This window comes from Paenibacillus hunanensis (genome assembly GCF_014645615.1).
Lineage (GTDB): Bacteria > Bacillota > Bacilli > Paenibacillales > Paenibacillaceae > Saccharibacillus > Saccharibacillus hunanensis.
The window spans coordinates 419,796-444,027 of the sequence record NZ_BMMB01000005.1; the positions used below are offsets into that span (position 1 = coordinate 419,796).

The 24,232-nt window shown below is 49.6% G+C and carries 17 protein-coding genes and 1 riboswitch; of the genes, 3 read left to right on the plus strand and 14 right to left on the minus strand.

Going from position 1 to position 24,232, the window contains the following annotated elements:
* Positions 1 to 276 precede the first annotated feature (276 nt).
* On the plus strand, positions 277 to 1,680 hold the full coding sequence (locus tag IEX62_RS12965; RefSeq protein ID WP_188775937.1) for an amino acid permease: 1,404 nt from the start codon (positions 277 to 279) through the stop codon (positions 1,678 to 1,680).
* A 391-nt stretch (positions 1,681 to 2,071) separates the two neighbouring features.
* Here the strand turns inward: IEX62_RS12965 and IEX62_RS12970 are convergent, their stop codons facing one another.
* From IEX62_RS12970 to ypfJ, 11 genes are all read right to left on the minus strand, one after another.
* On the minus strand, positions 2,072 to 2,404 hold the full coding sequence (locus IEX62_RS12970; protein ID WP_188775938.1) for a DUF3139 domain-containing protein: 333 nt from the start codon (positions 2,402 to 2,404) through the stop codon (positions 2,072 to 2,074).
* 191 nt (positions 2,405 to 2,595) lie between these two features.
* On the minus strand, positions 2,596 to 4,449 hold the full coding sequence (locus tag IEX62_RS12975; protein WP_188775939.1) for a carbon starvation CstA family protein: 1,854 nt from the start codon (positions 4,447 to 4,449) through the stop codon (positions 2,596 to 2,598).
* Between the two features lie 151 nt (positions 4,450 to 4,600).
* On the minus strand, positions 4,601 to 5,329 hold the full coding sequence (locus IEX62_RS12980) for a LytR/AlgR family response regulator transcription factor (protein WP_188775940.1): 729 nt from the start codon (positions 5,327 to 5,329) through the stop codon (positions 4,601 to 4,603).
* Complete coding sequence (locus IEX62_RS12985; RefSeq protein ID WP_188775941.1) at positions 5,304 to 7,085, minus strand: sensor histidine kinase; 1,782 nt, start codon at positions 7,083 to 7,085, stop codon at positions 5,304 to 5,306. The genes IEX62_RS12980 and IEX62_RS12985 overlap by 26 nt, the downstream gene beginning before the upstream one ends.
* Before the next feature lie 658 nt (positions 7,086 to 7,743).
* Complete coding sequence (locus tag IEX62_RS12990) at positions 7,744 to 8,478, minus strand: energy-coupling factor transporter transmembrane component T family protein (RefSeq protein WP_188775942.1); 735 nt, start codon at positions 8,476 to 8,478, stop codon at positions 7,744 to 7,746.
* Complete coding sequence (locus IEX62_RS23785; RefSeq protein ID WP_229685757.1) at positions 8,475 to 10,307, minus strand: ABC transporter ATP-binding protein; 1,833 nt, start codon at positions 10,305 to 10,307, stop codon at positions 8,475 to 8,477. Before IEX62_RS23785 ends, IEX62_RS12990 begins: the two co-directional genes overlap by 4 nt.
* Positions 10,285 to 10,887 carry an ECF transporter S component gene (locus IEX62_RS13000; RefSeq protein ID WP_188775943.1) on the minus strand — a complete coding sequence of 201 codons (603 nt, stop codon included), beginning with the start codon at positions 10,885 to 10,887 and terminating at the stop codon, positions 10,285 to 10,287. The genes IEX62_RS23785 and IEX62_RS13000 overlap by 23 nt, the downstream gene beginning before the upstream one ends.
* Positions 10,884 to 11,588 carry a thiaminase II gene (gene tenA, locus IEX62_RS13005; protein WP_188776084.1) on the minus strand — a complete coding sequence of 235 codons (705 nt, stop codon included), beginning with the start codon at positions 11,586 to 11,588 and terminating at the stop codon, positions 10,884 to 10,886. The genes IEX62_RS13000 and tenA overlap by 4 nt, the downstream gene beginning before the upstream one ends.
* Positions 11,589 to 11,868: 280 nt before the next feature.
* Positions 11,869 to 11,971, minus strand: a riboswitch (TPP riboswitch).
* Between the two features lie 136 nt (positions 11,972 to 12,107).
* Positions 12,108 to 16,100: an S-layer homology domain-containing protein gene (locus IEX62_RS13010; RefSeq protein ID WP_188775944.1), complete on the minus strand. Its 3,993-nt coding sequence runs from the start codon at positions 16,098 to 16,100 to the stop codon at positions 12,108 to 12,110.
* 534 nt (positions 16,101 to 16,634) lie between these two features.
* A complete protein-coding gene (locus IEX62_RS13015; protein WP_188775945.1) occupies positions 16,635 to 17,429 on the minus strand; it encodes a TIM barrel protein in 795 nt (264 codons plus the stop codon).
* Positions 17,430 to 17,575: 146 nt separating this feature from the next.
* On the minus strand, positions 17,576 to 18,439 hold the full coding sequence (gene ypfJ, locus IEX62_RS13020; protein WP_188775946.1) for a KPN_02809 family neutral zinc metallopeptidase: 864 nt from the start codon (positions 18,437 to 18,439) through the stop codon (positions 17,576 to 17,578).
* Between the two features lie 598 nt (positions 18,440 to 19,037).
* Between ypfJ and IEX62_RS13025 the strand changes: the two genes are divergently transcribed.
* Positions 19,038 to 19,895, plus strand: a complete 858-nt coding sequence (locus tag IEX62_RS13025; protein WP_188776085.1) for an alpha/beta fold hydrolase — start codon at positions 19,038 to 19,040, stop codon at positions 19,893 to 19,895.
* Positions 19,896 to 20,137: 242 nt separating this feature from the next.
* On the plus strand, positions 20,138 to 20,395 hold the full coding sequence (locus IEX62_RS13030) for a hypothetical protein (protein WP_188775947.1): 258 nt from the start codon (positions 20,138 to 20,140) through the stop codon (positions 20,393 to 20,395).
* A 107-nt stretch (positions 20,396 to 20,502) separates the two neighbouring features.
* Here the strand turns inward: IEX62_RS13030 and IEX62_RS13035 are convergent, their stop codons facing one another.
* The 3 genes from IEX62_RS13035 to IEX62_RS13045 all read right to left on the minus strand — a co-directional run bounded on the left by IEX62_RS13035 (position 20,503) and on the right by IEX62_RS13045 (position 23,888).
* Positions 20,503 to 21,333: an energy-coupling factor transporter transmembrane component T family protein gene (locus IEX62_RS13035; protein ID WP_188775948.1), complete on the minus strand. Its 831-nt coding sequence runs from the start codon at positions 21,331 to 21,333 to the stop codon at positions 20,503 to 20,505.
* The gene (locus IEX62_RS13040; protein WP_188775949.1) at positions 21,330 to 23,036 is read right to left on the minus strand and encodes an ABC transporter ATP-binding protein; all 1,707 of its coding nucleotides are present in this window, start codon (positions 23,034 to 23,036) and stop codon (positions 21,330 to 21,332) included. Before IEX62_RS13040 ends, IEX62_RS13035 begins: the two co-directional genes overlap by 4 nt.
* A 291-nt stretch (positions 23,037 to 23,327) precedes the next feature.
* On the minus strand, positions 23,328 to 23,888 hold the full coding sequence (locus IEX62_RS13045) for an ECF-type riboflavin transporter substrate-binding protein (protein WP_188775950.1): 561 nt from the start codon (positions 23,886 to 23,888) through the stop codon (positions 23,328 to 23,330).
* Positions 23,889 to 24,232 lie beyond the last annotated feature (344 nt).

Genomic DNA, 24,232 nt, shown 5'->3' on the forward strand with positions numbered 1-24,232 from the left:
ATATTACGGGCATTCCCCAATGAACACAATAAAACGCAGTACAGACCCGGCTGTCTTGCAGCCAGACCCATACTGCTCATGCCTCCTATTGTCCCAAAATTCAACGATGAAAACAATAGAAAACGTGCAAATCGATGCATCAAATTTGAGAAGTTCACGTCATTTTCAAAAAAACACTCTTTCGCTTTACCAGAGAAAAGTGTATAGTAGGATACTGTCATGATATTTACATGATCTGAAATGTTAACCTTTTCCAAGCGGAAGGAGTTCTATTATATGAGTCAAAATAGAGTTGGATTCTGGATTCTGACCGCCCTTGTCGTGGGCAATATGGTCGGTTCCGGGATCTTTATGCTGCCGCGTTCACTGGCAGAAGTATCGAATCCAGCCGGCACGGTGCTGGCATGGGGCGTAACGGGCTTTGGCGTATTAATGCTAGCCCTTGTATTCGGCAATCTAGCGCTGCGCAAGCCAGAATTGAGCGGTGGGCCGCAGATTTATGCGAAGGAGCTGTTCCCGAACAATCCGGTGCTGTCGGTGTTGTCTGGATTTATGTCATCCTGGGGCTACTGGGTCGGGAATGTAGCGGGATTTGTAGCAGTCATTACGACCTTTTCCAGCTATCTGTCTACGTTTATTCCAGCGATGAAAAGTGAGGCGGTCTGGTTTACGATCGGCAGTCTGGATATCAAAACAGGTAATGCGCTGAACTTCATCGTCTGCTCGCTTCTATTATGGGGCACGCATGCGCTGGCACTGCGCGGAATTGAAGGCGCAGGGAAAATGAATCTGCTCGCGACGGCGACGAAGGTGATTGGATTTGCTCTGTTTATTGTGATCGCACTCTTCGCGTTTCAGGAGGCGAATATCGGGCCATTCGCGGCACCGCATGTGGATGCAGATGGACAGACGGTTAGTCTGCTATCACAGGTGAATGGCGCAGCGGTCGTGACGCTGTGGGCATTTATCGGGGTCGAATCAGCGATGGTGTTCGCTGCTCGTGCCAAGCGCAAGCAGGATGTATCGCGTGCGACGATGGTCGGCTTGCTGATCGCGCTCGCTTTATATGTAGGAATTAGTATTTTGACGATGGGTCTGCTGCCGGGCGATCAGCTCCAGCAATCGCAAAACCCACTCGTCGATGCGATGAGCGCGGTGCTTGGGCCGATCGGCGGTTATCTGCTGGCTGGGCTCGGACTGATCAGCTTGATCGGCTCGACGATTGGCTGGGTGCTGCTCAGTGCGGAAGTGCCATATGAAGCAGCGCGTCAGGGTGTATTTCTGCGTCCGTTCCGCAATGTGAATGGCAAAGGGATGCCGCGTCTGTCGCTTTGGATATCGAATGGACTCGGACAGCTGCTGATCTTCTCAACGATCTCCGGCTCGATCTCGCAGGCGTTTGATTTTATTATCGCGATTGCGACACTGGCGTATCTGGTGCCTTATCTGATCTCGGCAGTGTATCAGCTGCGGCTGGTCGTGACGGGTGAAGGATATGGTGCGAATGAGAGTCGTGTGCGTGATGGGATTATTGGCGTGCTGGCGACGGTGTACTCGGTGTGGGTGATCTATGCAGGGACGGCGGATTGGAAGACATTTGGGTTTGGTGTATTGATGATTGTTAGTGGGATTGTGTTTTATCCTTTGCTGCTCAAGCAGCTTCGGGTGAAGCGGGTTTGATAAGTAGGATTGTGGGCATTGGTGTTGATAGGTGCTTATGAGGGTTTGTGAGGTAGTCATCGATTACTATGATGGTGTTGAGTTACACCACTCCGGCAAGGAATAAGGGGACGGACTCGGGTGGAGCCGCGGGAATCTACTGGATTAGGAATAAATGTAGATTCCCGCCCCTCTGAAGCTGTAAGATATTTTGCTTCGCAAAAATCACTCTTCATGGAACCCCGTGTTAGTAAATCATTAACACTATAAGGAGTACTTTCCCCTTATTTCCTTGCCTTCGTTCTGTGCTGTTGTAAAACTGCATCATCGTGTTATCACCATTAGTATCTAAAATGCAGGTTGCTTACTGGTTATGCTGACGATCCTTATTCTTAATCTGTAACCGACCTCTTTAATCCGACTGTTCCTTGTGCTTATAGGTATAATGTCCATTTAGATCTGCGCCAATGGGTGGAGCTGTATTAAATTGAACGATTTTTCCTTGCTCTTTTTTATAAAAATAGCGCATACCTGGATCATCTACAAAATGAACTTCAACAGCAAGTAAGGGCGCTTTACCAATCTCTGCTTTTAAGTATGCGATATTGTTTAGATCGATATGTTTCTCTTTTACTAGATAATTTCTCACCTCTGCTTCAATATGATGTTCGATTATTTTTGGAGTAATAATGATGATGACTAAGAAAACAATACTTATGATAGATATGATTCTTTTTTTGTTCATCGGATTCTCCTTTTGAAGATCGTACATTTTAATCTCTCTTTCAAAAATATCAAATTATAGCACTATAGCATAACAAAACGGGCGGTAAGATTAATCTTACCGCCCGTTTTTTAATTCGTATATTCATTTTATGGATGAGCCAGAATTTTGTTTCTTGATACGTTCACATTAGCTGTATACTTACCATTATTTTAAGACTGGGACGAGGACGCCAGCACAGCAGACTCTGCTTTCCCGTCCACCTTGCCTACTGCCTGCGCCTTCAATCCTTTGGGATCGCTCCATAGCTCGCGCCATTTGAGGATGGCGGTGATAAGGATGATCGCGCCTAAGATAAGCATGACGATTGATAGAACGCCATTCAGTACGCTATAGCCGCCTGCTTCGGGATTGAGGTAGACGTTGCGTACCATCCAGTAGCCTGCGTAATTTACGGTTACGTAGAGATACGCTAGTGGGATGAGGCAGGTGAGCATATAGCGGCGTTTATCTGCGAATTTTAAGATGACGGTAGCGCCGATGATGAGTCCGATTGATGCCATGAGCTGGTTGGATACGCCGAACAGTGCCCAGACGGAGCCGATGTCGCCCGAGAAGAGCAGGTAGCCCCAGGATAGGCAGGCGAGTGCGCTTGCCAGAATCGCGCCGGGCATCCAGTCGAGTCGTTTGAGTGGCTTGTAAAATTCGCCGACAAAGTCCTGAATCAGATAGCGCGATACACGTGTACCGGCATCCACAGCGGTCAAAATAAAGACGGCTTCGAACAAAATGACGAATTGGAAGAAGTACGCGGCCAGCGTCTCGAACCATGGAATACTTTTGAAAATGTACGTCATGCCAACCGCCAGTGTAACCGCGCCGCCTGTACGACCTTCCAGATCGATACCGATCTCGCGGCTTAGCTCTGCCAGATGCACGGTCTGCATGCCGAGTGTCTGGAATACCTCCGGCTTGGAATTGATAGCAAAATAGTCACCCGGCTGGAGGGCAATCGCGGCGATTAACGCCATGACTGCAACGAGACATTCCACCAGCATCGCGCCAAAGCCAACCGACTTAATATCCGTCCAGCGCATCAGCATCTTAGGCGTGGTGCCTGAGCCGACAAAGGCATGAAAGCCTGAGATCGCGCCGCATGCAATCGTGATCGAGATAAACGGCCAGACCGGGCCTGCCAGAATCGGGCCTCCACCGTGAATGAATTCGGTCACTGCTGGGAACGATATCGCCGGATTCACAATAAAGACACCGATGACGAGCGCAACGAACACGCCAATTTTCATAATACTACTCAAATAATCGCGTGGTGCGAGCAGCAACCAGACCGGAAGAGCCGCTGCAAAGAATGCGTATACCGGCAATGCGATCGCCAGCGTAGACATTTCCAGTGTGAGCCATTGTCCTAGCACCGAATGCTGGATAAATGGCCCGACCGCTACGCCGACCATGATCAGCAGAAAGCCGATAATTGAAGGCGTTTTCAAGTCTCCGGTGCGTTTATAATATAATCCCACTGCCATCGCAATCGGGATCGTAATACCAACGGCAAAGGTACCCCACGGATTGCGCTCCAGCGCATGCAGTACGACCAGTGATAGCCCTGCCATCGTGATCGTGATGATGAATAGCATCGCCAGACCGGTACAGAAGCCTGCAACCGGGCCAAGCTCTTTTTTCGCCACTTCGGATAAGGACTGTCCGTCCTTACGCATCGAGGCGAATAACACGACGGCATCATGCACAGCGCCGCCCACGACCGCACCGACCAATAACCAGATCAGCCCGGGTAAATAGCCGAACTGCGCCGCAAGGATCGGCCCAACGAGTGGCCCTGCTGCCGCAATCGCTGCAAAATGATGCCCGAACGACACCACCTTACTCGTCGGCACATAGTCCTTGCCATCCTCCAGCTTGTAGGCAGGTGTCTGGCTTTGCTCGTCCATTTGCTTCAGCTTCAATACCTTGACTGCCATGAATGTTCCATACAGCCTGTATGCAATAAGCAGAATACAGATCGTACCAATCATAATTGGAATTGCACTCATCTTATCGTTCCTCCCTTGTCGCCTTACAACCTGCATTTGATCTCGTCTCTAGCTCAAAGATAGCAAATGTAAGCGCGATCATAAGGGTTTCACGCTGAATTACCGGATTTATAGGATGAGTTGCAGCCATAACGTGTTCAGTTGCAACGCTTCAAAAGCCCAGTTGCTCTCGCAGCTGCTTCACATAGCTGCGGCTGACCGGAATACGCGAATCATCGCTCATCACGAGCAAATAGGTGGAGTTAAACCACGGCTGAATTTCCGTAATGCCCGATAGATTCACAATATAATTACGATGCACGCGCATAAAGCGTCCATCCTCGAGACGACGCTCCATATGGGCAAGCGGTTCATTTAATGTAAATCTGCCCTGTGCGGTAGAGATGACCACCTTGCCCTCCTCCGAGCTAAGCGCGATCATCTGCTCCAGATCGAGCATCAGAATGCGATCCTCGATGGAAACGGCAAGCTTTTTGAGCTGAGGACGCGGCAAGGTTGGCGCTGGAATGGCAGGCTCTCTTTTCAATCGGACGAGCTTGTCCAGCGCCTGACGAATACGCCGCTCGTCAAATGGCTTGAGTACATAGTCAATCGCATTCAGGTCAAATGCCTGTAGCGCATATTCATCAAATGCCGTTGCGAAAATAACCGCAGGCGGCTTCGGCAGATCAAGCAATTGTCTCGCCAGCTCTAATCCGCTATGCTCTGCTAGCTCAATATCGAGAAAGACCAGCTCAGGCTGTAGTCGCACAATCTCCTCATGCGCCTGCTCCAGCGCTTCCGCTTCGCCGATCACCTCGACCATTTTGCTACGCTTCAATAAATAGACCAGTTCATCTCGTGCGAGTGGCTCGTCATCCACGATAAATGCTGTCAGCATGCACCTTGCTCCCTTCCTGATATTGTAGCGGCAGCCGAATATGGATCGCGGTGCCTTCCCCCTCGGCACTCTGAATCATAAAGCTTGCCGAATGACGGTAAATGCCCTCCAACCGCTCCCGAATATTACACAGCGCTGTGCCGCTTCCCTCGCTCGCCAGATTCGCCTCATGCCCAAGCAAGGCGAGCCGATCGGCCGCGATGCCTGTTCCATTGTCTGCTACGATGACCTCTAGCTCACCCGCATGTCGGCTTACGGAGACACGAATGGAGCCGCGCGTCTGCAAGCGACGAAACCCATGACGAATCGCATTTTCCACCAGCGGCTGGATAATAAATGGTGGCACCTGCACCTGTTCCAGCCCCGACTCGATATCCAGCTCCACCGTATATTTATCAGGAAATCGTGCTTGCTCTAGCTGAAGATATGCCTCCACATACTCCAGCTCCTTATACAGCGGAATGAGCAATTGCTGCGCCCCCTGTAGATTACTACGGAAAAAGGTGCCCAGCTCTAGCAGCAAGCGACGCGCACGCTCCGAATCCGTCCGACATAGCACAGAGATCGTATTAATCGCATTAAAAAGGAAATGCGGATGCACCTGTGCCTGTAGTGCTTTGATACGAGCAGTTTTGAGCAGCGTACTCTGCTGTTCTGCTTCGGCCAGCTCCAGCTGCGCAGAGAACAGCTTGCCGAGTCCCTCCGCCAGCTCCTCCTCCACCTTGCTCAGATGATTTGCCTGACAAAAATATAGCTTGAGCGTACCCACTGCCTCACCATGCACAAGCAAGGGTAGCACAACCGCCGCCTCCAGCGGACAATTCCGATGCGAGCAGCGAATATCCTTAGGCAAGCGTGCGAGCATAAGCTTGTCCTGCTCTAATACGGTGCGTGTCAGCCCCGTGCTCACCTCCTGCCCTGCCACATGGTGATCTGCCGCCGCACCCACATGTGCCAGAATATGCGTCCGATTGGTGATCGAGATGGCATCCGCTTCGGTTAAACGCAGTAGAATATGCGCCGCCTCCCGGCAGGAGTCTGGATTCAAGCCCTGCCTGAAAAAGGGCAGCGTCCGATCCGCAATATGAAAAGCCAGATGCGTCTGTGTCGCACTCTGACGCTCCTGTTCTTTTAAAATTGAACGAATAATAAGCATGAACAGCAATGTCCCAAAGCCGTTCAGCACAATCATCGGCAGACCAATCGTCTGCACAAGCATGACGGCATCCTCGTACGGCTTGGAAAAGAGCAAAATGAGCAGCATTTCCACCACCTGCATCGCCATACCAACCAGCGCAGCAAACCATGGTGGAATCACACCGCGACGACGATACCAGTTGCCCAGCAAGCCAGCAACAACTCCAGCGAGTACCGACGATATCGCACACTCTAATGCGGTAAAACCGCCCAGCGGATAACGATGCAGCCCTGCTACCAGTCCGACACCGAGACCGACCAGCGGCCCTCCGAGCAAGCCACCGATGCTCACCCCCATAATACGCGTATTGGCAATCGCGTTATCCGCATCCACCTGATTCAGCCAGCTTTGCGAGACGACCTCGCTGAGATGAATCTCGATTCCAGTATAGTTGCTAATCACACCAAACAGACCAAATACAGCGATTAGCAGCAGAGAGCCAAAGCGTCCACGTCGGTTGTAGATGATGTGACGGAAGATTGGGAATTGAGACAGCACAAAGGCAAGGATGATCAGAATCCCGACACGTTCGAGCATTAATGGTAGCAGGTGAATCATCGCTTGACCTCCCTTGTGGAGTGATGTGCTATGCGGAGTAGTTGTAATGGTATCGCCATTTTAGCATGTAAGCGTATACGGTTCTATATATTGGTTGTTACATAGGATGAAGAGGTTGCGGAAAAGATGTTGGGCGGTAAGAATTTTGCTTTGCAAAAATCACTTTTTCACTGAACCTCGTGTTAGAAGGGCGCTAACACTATAATAGGTAAGATATTTTGCTTTGCAAAAATCACTTTTCACTGAACCTCGTGTTAGAAGGGTGCTAACACTATAATAGGTAAGATATTTTGCTTTGCAAAAATCACTTTTCATTGAACCTCGTGTTAGAAGGGCGCTAACACTATAAATCATTCTTTTCCCTTATTTCTTTTCCTTCGTTCATCAATGCTCGTATCATTACAAAAATAAAAGGACATCGATTCAGCATCGATATCCTCTTATTGGTCACGAGTTATTGTTTTAACATACAGCCACTTTCGGTAGAAGCTCATAGCAAAGCAGCCTAATCATCTAAAGCTAGCTCCTATCTCTTTCGCATACAACTACAACTACAACTACAACTACAACTACAAAATGATTATAACGATGGATCTGATCATGCATCGTTCCACCATGATGGGCACACTGCATCTGTGTATCTGTTAATCCTTCACACCTACAGCCAGATGATTAACACTGTCGTCACACCGAGCAACGCCACTGCATACAGGGCATCACGCCGCGCCAGCATCGGCTGCACATAATACGTGCGCTCGCGCGTACCTGTGAAGCCTCTTGCCTCCATTGCAATCGCGATGCGCTCAGACTTGCGTACGCCCTGACTGAACAGGGGGAGCGCATAGCGCAGGAATGCTTTACCGCCATGTCCCTGACGATAGCCGCGAATACGATGGGCGATCTTCATCTGTTGTAGCTCACTTTGAAATAGAGGGATAAACCGAAACCCTGCCAGCATCCCATATGCCCATTTAGGCGACAAGCGGAGCTGATGGATCAGGCTCATCATCATGCGATTCAGGTCAGTAGTTGAGGTGAATAGCATGCCATAGGTGACAAAGCCGAGCATGCGCAAGCCGATTAACAGCCCATTGTTCAGACTCTCTGTCGTCACGCGAAACCATGCCCATTGCCATAGTACATGCTCACCTTTACCGAATGTCGCCAGCATCCAGCAGACGAGCACGAAGAATAATGTGTAGGGCAATAAGCGGCGCAGCAGATAGCCGATTGTCCAGCCAGCCACGCTGATGCCGATCAGCACTGCAACCAGCCAGATCGCGAGCGTGAGTAGCGGGTCACGGATCGCCATGAGAACCGCCATCACCAGCACATGCACGATTAGCTTGCAGGATGGATTGAGCGTGGATAACCACGAGCCATTACTTTTCATATCGTCTGCCGCTCCTTTCGCTCCAGATATAGACGATAGGGTAGCGGCGCTTCAATCGCACTTCCCTGTAGCAACTGCTGGTTCAAAAACAATCCCGACGGGTCACCATCGTACGCAATCTGTCCCTGCTGGAATAACAGCACCCGATCGGCATACTGATCGACCAGCTCCATATCATGTGTGACCATCACAATCGTTGTCCCCTCCTGCTGTCGCCTGTGCAGACGACCGATCAGCTCTGCCGCTGTACGCGCATCCTGTCCAAAGGTCGGCTCGTCCAGTAATAATAGCTCCTGATCAAATAACAGCATCGTCGCCACACTCAGGCGTCGCTTTTGACCGAGACTGAGCGAGAAGGGATGCTCATCCCGAAGACGCTCCAAGCCGAACTCACGCAGTAATTGTAGCGTTCGTTCCTCCAGCTGCTGCTCCTCCCAGCCGCGCTGCCGTCCACCAAAGGCGATCTCATCGTAGACTGTATCCGTAACGAATTGCAGCTCTGGATTTTGGAAAACAAAGCCTGCACGCGCATATAGCTCCCGATCCGACCACTTTCGCAGCTCTTTGCCATGGAAACGGATCGAGCCGGACAATGGGGGTACAAGCCGAAGTAAGCTTTTCAAAAAGGTACTTTTGCCGCTCCCATTCTCGCCGACAATCGCAATCCATTGTCCGGGTGAAATGTCTACATTGATGCCGTTCATGATTGACTTGCGTCCGTAGCCGATGGTCAAGCGCTCGGTTTGGAGCAAAGGGTCGGCAGTAGGAGGCGAAGAAGATATTGAGGAGCTTACATCAATGCTTGCCTTGGCACCTGCTTGCGCGCTATCGGGATCATTCATTGTAGTGCTCGTCATAGTAGCTATCGTAGTCCTATTTCCCTTATCCAGAGCCTCATCCCGTACACCCATTATCGTCATACGAGCAACGGTAGAGGTAGATGCTCCATCGCCCATACCCGTCTCCCTAACCGAAGCCGTATGAGCACCCCACATGATATGGCGTTGTGCCAGACGCTGCTGTAGCTCCCTCGTTAACCGCACCGCCAGCGGATGAGCCGAATTGCTACGCACATCCTCCCAATGATACGGAAACAGCTTCGGCAACCAGATGCCCGCCTCGACCATCTCCTGCCGATACTCCTTCATCACCCGAGCTGGCGAGCCATCCGCGATCAAACGCCCCTGTCCATCCAGCAAAATGACTCGATCCATCCACTCGATCCATCCATCCAGTACATGCTCCACGATCACCATCGTATGCTGGGAAGCATTCCCAAGCTGTCGCAGTAAGGCAAATACTTCATTGCGGCTAGCAGGATCAAGCTGTGCCGTCGGCTCATCGAAAAAGAGTACCTCTGGCTCTAACGCCAGCAGACATGCCAGCGCCAATCGCTGCTTCATGCCACCAGATAGCGTCTCAATCGGCGTATCGCGCGGAATGTGCAAGCCGACCTGCTCCATCGCTCGGTCGATCAGCGGCTCCATCTGCTCACGCGGAACCGAGCGATTTTCCAGGCTAAAAGCGATCTCTTCATCGACACGAAGCATACAAAATTGCGAATCCGGGTCCTGAAACATCACGCCACAGGCGGGCTGACGATAAACATCTCCCTCTACCTCTGCCTCTACATGCTCCGGTATAATGCCTGCCAGTACAGACAGCAATGTCGACTTCCCACTACCGCTCGGTCCCAGAATTAGCACCTTTTCCCCTTGCTGAATATGCAGATGCAGATGGTGCAGCACCGGTCGCTCCTGACTGTAAAAGCGTACTGATAGCCCGTCACAGCCGAGATATACTTGCTCACGAACCGGTTGGAAGACCATTGCCTGTTCCTCTTCTGCGACGCGATTTCATCATTTCATATGAATTCAAAACACCTGTACGCGCCAGCGCTTCGACCACAATCTTAGCGAGTAAGCCGCCCAGCAGGATGCCGCTCACCACCTGAATGCCCAGTGTCAGCCAGAACATCGTCGGTGTGTAATAGCCCATACCATTCGCAATTACGCTATAGACCATACTGCCCACCGCTGCCAGCGCCCCGGACAGCATTAATGTCCACACATTGAAGCGACGATAGCCAAAGATCGCAAACGCCAGCTCCGCACCCAATCCTTGAAATACCCCGATCAACAGCGCCGACAAGCCAAAATGGCTACCTGTCAGCATCTCCACTGCCGCCGCTGCCACCTCAGCGATCAGCGCTGCACCCGGCTTGCGAATAATATACGCCACAATCGGACTGGCAATCACCCAGATCCCAAACATAAAGCCAGCGCCCACCGGCCCCACAAGTGCCGAGATGGGAATCCATAGCGTAGACCAGCCCAGATATACCACTCCACAGGCTACGGACAAAATAACCGCCAGTACAACCTCTTTCATATTCCATGTGCGGCTCATACGCGCGATACCTCCACTGTCGTCTGCTCCTGGATTGGTACCGGCCAATCCTCCAACGTGTACGCCATGTCCCAGAACATATATTCATACTGACAGCTCAAAATAAAATGACGCTTCATCCGCTCCCGATGCTCTGGCGTTGTCCGCTCTGCAATCTCATCCAGACGCTGGCAAAAGCGCTCTGTGATCGTATCCGTACGATTACCGTAAAAGTCGATCCACTCGTAAAATGGATGCGAGGCATCCGGCTTCACCTCACCCAGCAGACGCTTGCCAATCTCCAGATATGTCCACGGACAAGGCAGCAGCACGGCTAGAATATCGCCCAGATCGCCTTCCTGTGCTGCGGTCAGCATATGGCGAATATAGTTGTGCGCGGATGGAGCGAGCAGATAGCCCTGCAATTGTTCATAGGGCACCCCTGCCACCTGACAAAAGTTATGATGCGGATGAATCTCACTATGCAGCACAAAGCCAATCTGCTCATTGAACATCGCCATATCGTCACGATGCTGGCATTTTGCAATCGCTGTACCATAAATGCGCATAAAGGCATTTAAATATTCAAAATCCTGCTTCACATAGTGCACCAGCTGCTCCGACTTCAACGTGCCTTCTGCAATCCCTTGCACAAAGGGATGATGATAGATCGCCTCAAATACCGGATCGGCTGCCTTTCTAATTTCCTGTGAAAAACTCATCATTTCCGCTCTCCTTTTCAAGTAAAAGTAATCGGAAAGAACCACTCTGGGCTAGGGCGTAGGGGATCGCTAACACGAATAAAGTAAGATATTTTGCTGCGCAAAAATCACTTCTCATCTCACCTCGTGTTAGGAGACCACTAACACGGACAAAGTAAGATATTTTGCTGCGCAAAAATCACTTTTCATTGCACCCCGTGTTAGGAGACCGCTAACACTAGAGACGCAAAAAAGCCGCCCCAAATGGAGCGGCAGTATAAACGGCATAGATGATCCTATCCCTGCACGGTCTCCACTTTCCTACGCTAGTACGAACTAGATCAGGTTCCAAGGGTCCGAGGCAATCTCGTCTCAGCCAGTCGATGGCTCCCCTAGTGGTCTTTCTCGTATGAGTCCTGCGCAAGCTACTATAGCAGCAGCTTACAGCAAGGCTGTTTGATTGCCTTCTACTCTACACAGCGATATTCCGTCTGTCAAGCAGAGGAGTTGTCAGGCGGTAGTCATTCCTTATACAGGCGTTTACTTCACGTATTGATACGTACCCTTTGGATATTTATTCCATTCATACGATAGATTGAATTGATTGGAACCATATCCAATAGCGTCTTTGCGTAAAATCGTACCACCGTTTGGCAGCATTTGATTTTGCGAAGTCGGGTCGCCCAGCACATCCAGAACAGTGTTACCGCGCTTGAGCACAATGCCTGTCAGATTATAATCATTTGGTGAATACATCATGAATTCGTCGTTGTAATACCATGCACTGGTGACATCCATGTAGTCATAGAATGTCGAGTTGATGATAATCTGATTCATGCCTTGCGACGTGCCATCATACAATAATGGAAGGGTAACCGTGCTGATCGTATTCGTTTGTTTCATCCATTTGTAAAAGGTGAGGCTGTAATCTTTATTTTTGCTCGAAGCCGAAGTCGTATTCATCAGCACGACCATACGTCCATCGCCACCGTCCACATATTGGGAGAAATACATATCCTTTGTTGTGACCGGATCCTGCTTGACTGCAAATACAGCAGCGCGTCCGTCCGCACCTACGACCCATTGCAGAACTGGGAGCGAAGTCAACGACAGTAGCGTATTGTTCAGCGATGTTGGGCCTGTAAATGTAGAATCGGCTGTACCCATGTACGTTGTAAAGGTGCTTTGACCTGGGAATAGATCAGACAGATCGTAATCGATCGCATTCATTCCATATTTGAGATTCACTGTAATAACTGAGGTGTTAATCAGCAGGGCATTATGCACCTTGAGTGTGTACTGCACTGTTCCACCAGCACCATCATCCGCTGTAATCGCTACATCGGTAACACCGCTGATCGTACCTGCTTTTAACGTGAGCATATTGCCATCGATCGATGCACTTGCCACATCCGTATTGCTGGACGTTAGTGTATACGTAAGTGCGTCTCCATCCTCGTCGCTGAATAGCTGGCTCAGATCATAATTACGAGCATTGGTAACGCCCGGCGTGAGCATTTGCTCAGACATCGCAGCTACTACGGTTGGCGCATGATTGATTTTGACAACCTGTAATGCAAACGAAGAGCTATTACGACGACCGTATTTATCATAAACGTCAAACGTAACCGTTGTATCACCAATCTGGATCGGCGTTAGCAAAATGCTCGCATTTTTGGTCGATACAGTTGCTGTCGAATGATCATACGTATCCGCCGTCACACTGATCGAATCCGGGTCAATATTTTGCAAATATGGCATTAAGCCGAACCATACGGGCGGTTTGCGCAGATTGACGACCTGCTGTGGAATGAACGAGATCGACGCTTCCTCCAGTATCGTAACTGGAATATCGGTAGTAATCTCCCCACCGCGTCCATCGCGTGCATAGACCTTGATCGAGGCTGTACCCGCAGCACCTGGTGTAACGCTGAGCGTGCTTGCATGAACCGAGGTCTGAGCAGCATACACATCCGACGTCACCGCTTCATAGGTAAGCACATCGTCATCTGGATCAGAGAATAGCTTCGACAGATCCACATCGGTGGCCGAGCGTCCTGTAATCAACGTTACCGCCTGCGGCGTATTCGTAACAATCGGGCTGCGATTAGGCGCTGGCAAGACCGTAACGAGCAGCTCGGCTACCGTTTCCCCGCCACGTCCATCCTTTGCCGTAATCGCAATCTTCGTTGTTCCTTCCTTGACCGCATGAACAGACAGCTGTGTACCACTGAGTGTGGCACTGGCTGTACCTGGATCTACGGAAGCTGCCGACAGCTGCATCGGATCGCCGTCTGCATCGCTAAATGTATGACTCAGATCCACCTGTTCATCATCGCCACGTACAGTCACGGTGACGGGTAATAATGGTACTGCGACAGGCTTATGATTAGGAACAGGCAACACCTCAACCTGAAAAGTCAGCGTCGATTGTCCTTGCACTCCATCATCTGTGATCGCATCGTCCTTTGCCGTTACGGTGATCGTTGCGATACCAACCTGCAATGGATCAAGCTGTAGCGTGCCGCTATTATTCAGTGTGAGCTTGACCCGATCAGGCTGGTCAACCATAGCACTGTACGTTAATGTTCCCTGTTCTGGGTCTGTAAAATAATCCTTCAATGTCAGCGATACGCCGGGCTGTTCCATTGTCAGCTTCTGGTCTGCCGCAGGAGTGACAACTGGATTACCATTGACCGTCACTTTAAATGTCGTATTCACACGTTTACCTCTACCATCATTGGCAGCGACGGTGATCGTAGCTGTACCTGCGGATAGCATGCTGATGGTCAGTTTTCCACTACTCACGGCTGTCTTCGCAATGAGTGACTTGGATGAGGATGCCGAATAGGTCAGTGTATCTCCATCTGGATCACTAAAATAACTGTTCAGGTCGATAATTCGATTGGCACTTTGCTCGGTCGCAACGATATCCTTGAGCGAGCTGGTCAATACCGGAGCACGGTTGCTGGAGCTGGAAGAACCGGAGCTTACTGGCCCTGTCGTCGTTCCTGGCGAACCTGTGGTCGTGGTACTGGATAGGCCTGTCACATTGCTCGTAGCTACGCCTGTCGCTAGCGACAGATTGCTCACCTGTGTCGTGGAGCTTACGTTGACGAGTGCGGAAGGATTCGTCACCTGTAAGGTCTGCACAGCTCCCGTTGTATTCACCGCGACCGAGCCTGATCCGCTAACCGTCAGCTGAGAGATCGAGCTATTGCCCGTTAGCTGTGTCGGTTGACTACTATTCACACTAAGATTGGTGACATTGCCCTGTAGCTGCACAGTGCTGGCACCATTATTTATATTTACAAGCGGCAGTGTAGCACCTGACTGAATATTCGCATTGGCATTCACGTTGACGGTGGAGACGACAGAATTAGAGTCCATCACGACGTGCACATCCTGCTTGCTCACATTCACATCATTTAGCACGGCACTATTAAAGACGACCGTATTATCGTCCCCGCCCTTCACACTCGTTGTGCCCTCAACCTGAAGGCCTTCAGAATAAAAGTCATTCTTCACACTATCCGCAATCGTCAGTTTCCCTTGAATATGAGCATTCAACAGGGAGGTATAATCCCCTCCTACCGTTACATCTCCATGAATGAGCGTCTCTCCTGCATCCAGCTTGAGATTACCACTGAATTCGGCAGCGCCTGCTGTAGCAGCTTGACCCGCAGCATGTAGATGCAAGGAGCGAATTGCCGTGATCGTACGTTCACTCGTATCGAACGTGATCTCTGCGTCATGCAGAGCTGCTGCATTACGATCATTCAGTAGCCCTTTGACATCCTGTCCAAGCTCGTAGGTGATGCCATTCAGCTGCACCTGCTGATCCGATACCTTTTGCACGGTAGAGGTGCGTTGCTGTGGGAATAACGCGGATAACAGAATGCTTGTCGCATCGGCACGATTTACAGCCGTCTTCGGCTGTAGCTTGCCACTGAATTCGCTTAATAGCTCATGTTGAGAAGCCGCTATAAGCGAAGGCGTAGCCCACGCACTTGCACCATTCCACTGCGAAGGGAGCTTCGTATTCGCATCGATCTGTAGATCAATATGAGCGATACGCACAGCCAGTGCAACTAGCTCCTGTACGGTTACCGAATCCTGTGGACGGAAGCGTCCATCGCGATCTCCTTGCATCAAGCCAGCCTGCTTTACCGCTTCGATAGCAGGTAAGCTCCATGCGGATACTGCAACATCATGGAACGAGGATTGCGCTGGTGCAGTTACAGGCAGATGGAGCGCCTGCACAAGTAATGCCGCTAGCTCCTGACGACTTAGCGCTGCCTGCGGACGAAAATGCCCATCCGGTGCGCCTTGAATTAATCCCACGGCAAGCGCACGTTGGAGCTGCTCCTGCTGTGCAGAAGATAGTCCACCAATGTCTGTTAGCTTCGATGCTGCTGGTATTGCTTGCTGTGTAGCCGGAGCAGCATCTGCCACGATAGGGATGGGTAAGGAGGGAATCGCTACCAATAATGCAGCAGCAACTTTAAGCGCGATCGATGTACTTTTTTTCATGAATAGATCCAGCCCTTCCAGAGGAATAAAATGCGTAAAAGCGAAGTGGTCTATCCGAATCGCCATTCCGAATGCACGCTAAAAACTCTGCATTCGGAATGACCTGAATAGAGAGGGTCAATCTATATATTCTGGTGAATCATGATATCTCAATTGCACCATGTGGATTCCTTAGATCCTGTATAACAGCATGCCGTATTTCCGTGTTCCCACTCAGGGAATACACACATTATCGGACGATAAAGCTTAATAAATAAGTGATTTCTTATGAGATAAAACAAAATTTTTTCGGAAAATAGAAAAACTACTGTTAGCGGAATATCATTTTTAGATAATGCTTCCATCGTTGGTAATTTGTATACAATTTATTCACACAGCAAGCTCCTTATTGCGAAAAGAGTTTTATAGTAGCTAATGACAAAAGGCTCTGCACGCTGTAACCGATACGGGATATCCCTCGATTACCTCATGCAGAGCCTTATATTCGAATATCGATCTTAAAATGGAGTATCCATCATCGATTCAACGCTTAGCCTATAGACTCGCCTGCTCCAGACTCAGATTATCGAAAAAGCGTGCACTCTCCACCATCGGGGTGCAATCGATATGCCCACCCTCCAGATTAATTTCAAAAATATATTCTTTCCCCTGTACATAGGACTTGACCATCTTCCAATCGATCAGTCCCTGTCCCAGCGGCAACGAATCATGGAATTGTCCCATGCTGTCCACCAGATGATAGTATATCGCGTAAGGTGCCGTACGCTCTAACACCTCACGCAGGCGATCATTATCGCCGCGGAAGCTAATAAATGTATGACTCACGTCCACATTCACCGGAAGCTTGAGGGGCACGATCACTTCATCAATCAGGTACGGATTCGCATAGCAGAATAGCCCTTCCGTCGAATCCTCCCATAACAGAAAATCACGACCATAGCTCAAAATCTCATCGATCTCCTGACGTAGCGCAATCGTACGCTCGCGCGATATCTCATCATTATCACTATGCAAATAATTAGCATGAATGACACACTGACTGCCTTCCTCCTGACAGATGCGCACAAGCTGCTGCGTCGACTCACGGTAAAAGCGATACATGCCCGGCTCTGTACTCATAATATCCAGATACTTGCCATCGTAACGACTCGGATGGTGTAAATACACACGGATGCCGCGCTGCTTCAACTCACGAATACGTTCACGAATGAGCGACTCCTGTTGCAGGTCATCGGTTCGCAAGTATAGCTCGATAATTTCCGGATCATATTGTAGACGGTTATCCAGACTTGCACGATCCAGACTGCTTTTCAAACGTATGTTATTCATCGTCCCACTCCTCTTCTCTACTTCCGGCACCACTCTATCTCTATTTGGAATACCTACGTAGTCTGCCTTTCGTTTAGCATAGCAGACATTTATTAATAAACGATGAAAATATCGCTCCAAATTCAATTAATCTTGGACTTAATAGTTCAAAGCTGACCGTTGCTCACGCTAAATGTGTCGCCGCCTGTCAGACTACCGGATTCAAACCCTTTATAAAACCAGCGCTTCCGCTGCTCGGACGTTCCATGCGTAAAGCTATCCGGCACGACATAGCCGCGTGTACGTTGCTGAATCGTATCATCCCCAACCGCACTTGCCGCTGTGAGTGCTTCCTCCAGATCGCCCTGCTCCAGCAGATTCTTCCCCTGCTCATAATGCGCCCATACCCCGGCATAATAATCTGCCTGTAGCTCCAAACGCACCTGGTACTTCGTATTGAACTGCTGCTCACTGAGCTGCTGACGATACGGCTCCAGCTTATCCATCGTCCCTAGCAGATTCTGCACATGGTGACCGACTTCATGCGCAACGACATAGGCCATCGCAAAATCCCCTGGCGCCTGAAATTGCTGCTTTAGCTCATCATAAAAGCTTAGATCAATATACAGCTTCTCATCACCGGGACAATAAAAAGGCCCGACCGCCGAGCTTGCCATCCCACACGCAGACTTGACGCTACCGCTATACAGCACCAGCGTCGGATTCGTATACGTCAGCCCCTGTTGCCGAAATACATCGCCCCATACTTCCTCCGTATCCGCCAGCACGACCGATACAAAGTCTGCCAGTTCTTCCTCCTGCGCGGTTCCCTGATAATTGCCTGCCGTCTGCGTCGTCGTCCCCGAACCTATATCGCCTAACAAGCTAGACGGATTCCCACCTAGCAAAATGACAATAATAACTACAATAATCCCACCAATACCGCCACCTACCAGCGTCTTACCACCCATGCCTCCGCTGCCCCGTCGATCCTCTACATTATTACTGCCCCGTCTCCCTTGCCACCTCATCCGGTCGCCTCCTTATCTTTTCTCTTGCTGTGTATGATTTAAATGTTCTTGTCGCTTGATTGGTAGATTGCTTTAGACGATCTGCTCTGGTTTTCTAGATCATCCACTTCAGCCCGGCAACATGCCAACGACCTCCGGTTAAGCCGGGATACTTTGAATGGGGGAAAGATGGCGTATCCCGGCTTAAAGGTCGGTCTTTTGGCATCGTTCCCGGTCTTCCGTTCTGTAAAAGTTGAGGTTACGTGCTCTTTGGTGAAAAGCGTTCAGTGCTCCATTGCTTTTAGTGTTCCGATCATAGATAAATCTCAAGATGATGTACGATAAAGCACCTCACAAATCATGAACTCTAGCACGAAAGCTCAACCTCCACATGTTCATCTAAAATAATGTACCCGCAACCATAACCACGAGAAACTACTCCTTTTAAGTGTGTAAACCTAATCGTCCAGCCAGACAGCAAGGTTTGCCGTCAAATGAATACGTTTAAGGTATTAGCAACGTGCCGGATGACTTGCATTCATGGTGACGGTAAGGGAGAACGTGATGCTGTCGCAGATGTGCAGCAGGATGGACGATTATGACAATGGAGGCGATTATGATGGGTAGATATATACAGGTTGAGGATGGCGTGAAGCTTTTTGTACAGGATCTGGGTGAAGGGATTCCGGTTATTTTCTTGCATGGCTGGCCTGCGAATCAGCTGATGTTTGAATATCAATTTTCCAGACTGCCAATGAACGGGTATCGCTGTATCGGGATCGATTTCCGTGGATTTGGTAAATCGGATGCGCCATGGGATGGCTATACGTATGATCGGATGGCAGACGATGTGCGCGCGGTGATCGATGAGCTGGGACTGGAAAATGCAGTGTTGGTTGGCTTCTCGATGGGTGGCGCGATTGCGATTCGTTATATGGCGCGTCATCAGGGTCATGGTATCGCCCAGCTTGCACTGATGGGTGCGGCGGCTCCTGTGTTTGTGAAGCGTCCAGATTTTGATTATGGGTTGATGACAGCAGATGACTTTACAGAGAATATGATCGAAGCAACGTATGAGGATCGTCCGAAGATGCTGAGTAAATTTGGTTTGGAATTTACACACAGCAAGAAGAGAGCAGGCATGATGATGTGGCTCGAAACGCTCTGTCTGCAAGCTTCCCATCACGGAACGATCAAGGCAGCCATCGCCTTACGCGATGAGGATCTGCGCGGCGATCTGTCCGCTGTGACCGTGCCAACGGTTATTTTCCAGGGCATGAAGGATAAAATCTGCGATCCGCAGTTTGCCCAGCTGTTGAGTGAAGCGATTACCGATGCGCGTGTGGTGCCATTTGAGCATAGCGGGCATGCGATGATGTTTGATGAAATGGATAAATTTAATAAGGAGCTGCTATTGTTCCTTGATCAGATGGCAGCAACGAATCAGATTCCACGCCCAGCGAGTCAGAATCTGTAACGCGTATATCTGTCGTAGCGCACAGGCTGTGATGGTGGAGTTAGCTATATTAGATGCTTGATGTTGTTATTCATTACGCTATTCCACAGCTTATCTAAAAAAGCTCGTCCTTCGCTCGGATGCTCGATTCCTTGAGAAGAACGAGCTTTTTTTGTAGTCTTGTATGTAAGTGTTAGGTGTTAGAACAGGCTACGCATTGGAAACTGACTACGGCAAGACTAACTATAGCAAGGAGGACGCTTATGAACGAGACGCTGCTCATTCAAACACTATTATTCATTGCATTTGTATTATCTTTTATAACAAATCTGTACTATTCGAAAAATATGAAAACAATGCAAAAAAAGCTCTTTGAAGCTTATAAAGACAATCCAGAGGTAAAGCAGTACATCCAGCACGATCTACAACACGTCTCAACTATTGAAGCCATCAAGCAGCTTCGTGTTAAGTATGGATTCTCTATCGAGGATGCGAAGCGAATGGTGGATATGTATAAATGATGCACCTAACAAAGCTGTACTCTATAAAAAAGCCCTTCACAAGCAGCAGACACCTGCACCTGTAAAGGGCTTTTCCATCATCCTATCCTACCTATCTTCAACCATCATCACTTAAAAATATTATAAAACCTCGATCCATCCGCAAATGTAATGACCAGACAGGCCACTGTAATAATCAGAATCATCGCAATCGCAATATAATCGCCCTTTCGCAGCGGACGGGCGCGATACCATGTGCGTTTCTTACCGCGTCCGAAACCGCGTAGCTCCATCGCGGTGCTGATCTTCTCGATCCGTTCTACACTCGTTAAAATAAGTGGCAGTAGAATCGACACGACATTTTTCAGACGCTTACCGAACTTTTCCTTACGCGAGATATCGATGCCGCGAGCTTGTGCGGAGAACGATATATTTTGAAAATCCTGCTGAATATCTGGAATATAACGCAGTGCGATAGCAACGGAGTATGCCACTTTATAGCTGACTCCGATTCGGTTCAGTGAAGCGGCGAACTCACTCGGATCGGTCACGAGCAAAAATAACAACCCGATCGGCACCACCACCGCATATTTCAGCGCCACATTAAACTGGTAAAACAACTGCTCCCATGTGAGTGTATACCATGCAAACAGATGCACAATATCGTGCCTGGTGCCGTACAGCTCTACCCCATACAGCGGCGAGAACAGAAAGATCGCAATCTGATTCAATCCAAAAAAGATCAGGATCAGATACAATACGAACGAATACTGCTTAAACGGCACACGCGATACCGCAAAAATGACAACCGCGATCACAAACATCGCCAGCAGACAGCGTGTATCGTAAATGATCATCGCTGTCAGCGCCCACAGCACGAAAAATAATAGCTTGCTTGCCCCGGTGAGCCGATGAATCGGTGTATTCTGGTTCGTATACGTGAGCATCTTCACACTCATGGATGACGCAGCCCCCTATCATACGCGATGAATCGTCCGACAAACTCATTCGGCTCCCCTACGCCAGATTTGACAGCCAGCGCATGCAGCGAGGTCTGCTTCAGATTGGCGGCAGCGATCGTATCCGGCTGCACCAGCACACGGGATGGGCAATCGTCTGCGATCTTTTTCCCATCCGCCATTACGACAGCACGCTGTCCATATTCCATCATCAGATGCATATCGTGTGTGATCATAATGATCGTCATTCCCTGACGATTGAGCTGGTTCAGAAACTCCATCATCTCATTATAATGGCGGAAGTCCTGTCCAGCTGTCGGCTCATCCAGAATCATAATCTCTGGCTCCAGCACAAGGATCGAGGCGATGGTGACGCGCTTCTTCTGCCCATAGCTCAGTGCTGAGATTGGCCAGCTACGGAATGGATACAATCCGCACACCTTGAGCACCTCATGCACTCGCTCACGAATGGTATCCTCATGCACACCACGTGTACGCAGTCCGAGTGCCACCTCATCATATAGTAGCGGCTTGGACAGCATATGATTCGGATTTTGCATCACAAAGCCGATATGCTCGGCACGCTCCTTGATCGTATCACCGCTCAGATCACGTCCATTGAATACAATGCGCCCTGCACTCGGACGGTAAAAGCCGCAAATCAGCTTGGAGATCGTCGATTTGCCTGCGCCATTACGTCCTGCAATACAGACAATCTCCCCTTTTCCGATCTGGAATGATACATCATGCAAAATGGGCTTACCAGCCTCATAACCAAAGGATACATGCTCCACCTCCAGCACCGGATGCTCGCTCACTGGAAGCTCATCCTGATGCACACAGTTGTACCACTGCTGTAGCGGCTGAATGCAGTTATCCAGCTGGATCGAATCGATATGACCGGGCTGCATCGCGGCTGTAATTTTACAGCCTGCATAATGTAGCGCGTTCAGATACAGTGGCTCTCGAATTCCCGTTGTACGCAGCAGATCGGTGCAGAGCAGCTCATCTGGTGTCATATCGCCAACAATACGTCCTTCGTTCACAACAATGACGCGATCGACCGGACGCTCCAGCACCTCCTCCAGACGATGCTCAATGATGACGATCGTTTTGCCTGTTTCCCTGTGAATCCGATCGATCAGCTCCACCGTCATCTGTCCGGTATGCGGATCAAGACTGGCTAACGGCTCATCGAATAGTAAAATGTCTGCATCGCTGACCAGCACCCCTGCCAGCGTCGTCTTCTGCTTTTGCCCACCGGAGAGCGAGTGTGGCGAGGCTTCCAGAAAATCAGTAAATTCGACCGTATCCGCTGCCTCAAATACACGCTTGATCATATCCGCCTGCGGTACAGCGTCATTTTCCAGCTTGAAGGCAATATCCTCTGCCACCGTCAGTCCGACAAACTGTCCGTCCGGGTCTTGCATGACCGTACCGACCTCATCGGATAGTAGCGTAATGCCCTGATCGCTAATCGTCTCGCCGGCGATGCGTAATGTACCGCTACGCTCACCCTCATACATAAATGGAATCAAGCCATTTATACAATGCGCCAGTGTACTTTTACCTGAACCGGATGGGCCGACGATCAGCACCTTTTCGCCTTCATAGATCGTCAGATTCACCTCATGCAGGGTCGGCTCTGACTGCGCACGATATTGGAAGCTAAAATTCTGAAATTCAATAACTGGTTTCTTCATGCCTGTCCTTCCTTCTATTGCGGCAACATGCCCGCTTCCCTCGGGAATATCACGGTACATCTGCCATATCCGTTCCATCTATCCCCTCAATGTCCTATAAGCCTGTCTTATCTGGCAGACGTATCCTACGCTATCGCTTCAACGAAAAAGACCGGTGACACCCACCGGTCTATCGCTCTTACTGTACCACTATGCTGCTGCGAGCAGCAAATTCACTTGCTTCCCGATCAACGATCCTATCATTCCTGGAACCTGCCCTGTCGATGTGATCATCAATCGATCAAGACTCGATCAGGCTTCTCGACTCAGACTGCCACGCTTCGTTCTTGTTTTGGAATAAGCAATAGCTAGCAATGTACCAACTACAGCCACCGTCAGCGTATTGGAGATTGCTGCTCCTACACCCTGTACGAATACCTTGTTCGCTGGCTCGGAATAGATCAGAATATCCAGCACTGGCGCTACAACGAGCCAGCTCACCACATTGGCGATCAACTGAGCCAGATTAAAGCGCAGCATCTCCATTCCGCCAAACTCTCCATCTGCAATCCGAATCCGGCGCGTCAGCAGCCCCACGATCAGACCGAATATACCGGAAGCGATAATCCAGCTAAACCACGGCTGCCCATAGAAAATGGCATCCTTGAGCGTGTGTCCGATCAGACCGATCAGCAGCCCTGCCCACGGCCCGTACAAAAGCGCGAACAGCGCCAGCAGCGCATACGTCACTTCGATATTCGTATTCGGAATAAAGCTTGGTATCGAAGCAAAACGGCCCAGAATGACAAATAGTGCCGAACCAATTCCGATTGCGACAATCGTTTTAACGGATAATCCGCTTGATCCTGCCATCCTCTAACCCCTCTTTTCATCCTAAAATAAACGACCAGTAGCCGATGCTACCATTCCTTACGTTCTGTTCGATTATACAATTCAATGTTTGGAAATACTATAGTTTCCGCCGTTAATTACGGTCTTTTGACATCATAAGGTAGCTGAATTTCTCAAAATGAATGAGATAACGCTTTCAATGAACGCTTGGATGGGTAAAATACTTCCTTTCCATCTAAAAATCACCGTCCATCTCTTATTCCATTATTTTTATATCAAAAAACGAGCCATCCACACAAAATCGCCCTTTTTCGCACAAATTTCACCAAATTTCTCCGCAAAAATGCTGCAATATGTATTTCAAT

Coding starts and splice junctions, on each gene's coding strand:
- IEX62_RS12965 (WP_188775937.1), top strand. CDS start 277: ATGAGTCAAAATAGAGTTGGATTCTGGATTCTGACCGCCCTTGTCGTG.
- IEX62_RS12970 (WP_188775938.1), bottom strand. CDS start 2,404: ATGAACAAAAAAAGAATCATATCTATCATAAGTATTGTTTTCTTAGTC.
- IEX62_RS12975 (WP_188775939.1), bottom strand. CDS start 4,449: ATGAGTGCAATTCCAATTATGATTGGTACGATCTGTATTCTGCTTATT.
- IEX62_RS12980 (WP_188775940.1), bottom strand. CDS start 5,329: ATGCTGACAGCATTTATCGTGGATGACGAGCCACTCGCACGAGATGAA.
- IEX62_RS12985 (WP_188775941.1), bottom strand. CDS start 7,085: ATGATTCACCTGCTACCATTAATGCTCGAACGTGTCGGGATTCTGATC.
- IEX62_RS12990 (WP_188775942.1), bottom strand. CDS start 8,478: ATGAAAAGTAATGGCTCGTGGTTATCCACGCTCAATCCATCCTGCAAG.
- IEX62_RS23785 (WP_229685757.1), bottom strand. CDS start 10,307: ATGGTCTTCCAACCGGTTCGTGAGCAAGTATATCTCGGCTGTGACGGG.
- IEX62_RS13000 (WP_188775943.1), bottom strand. CDS start 10,887: ATGAGCCGCACATGGAATATGAAAGAGGTTGTACTGGCGGTTATTTTG.
- tenA (WP_188776084.1), bottom strand. CDS start 11,588: ATGAGTTTTTCACAGGAAATTAGAAAGGCAGCCGATCCGGTATTTGAG.
- IEX62_RS13010 (WP_188775944.1), bottom strand. CDS start 16,100: ATGAAAAAAAGTACATCGATCGCGCTTAAAGTTGCTGCTGCATTATTG.
- IEX62_RS13015 (WP_188775945.1), bottom strand. CDS start 17,429: ATGAATAACATACGTTTGAAAAGCAGTCTGGATCGTGCAAGTCTGGAT.
- ypfJ (WP_188775946.1), bottom strand. CDS start 18,439: ATGAGGTGGCAAGGGAGACGGGGCAGTAATAATGTAGAGGATCGACGG.
- IEX62_RS13025 (WP_188776085.1), top strand. CDS start 19,038: ATGGGTAGATATATACAGGTTGAGGATGGCGTGAAGCTTTTTGTACAG.
- IEX62_RS13030 (WP_188775947.1), top strand. CDS start 20,138: ATGAACGAGACGCTGCTCATTCAAACACTATTATTCATTGCATTTGTA.
- IEX62_RS13035 (WP_188775948.1), bottom strand. CDS start 21,333: ATGAGTGTGAAGATGCTCACGTATACGAACCAGAATACACCGATTCAT.
- IEX62_RS13040 (WP_188775949.1), bottom strand. CDS start 23,036: ATGAAGAAACCAGTTATTGAATTTCAGAATTTTAGCTTCCAATATCGT.
- IEX62_RS13045 (WP_188775950.1), bottom strand. CDS start 23,888: ATGGCAGGATCAAGCGGATTATCCGTTAAAACGATTGTCGCAATCGGA.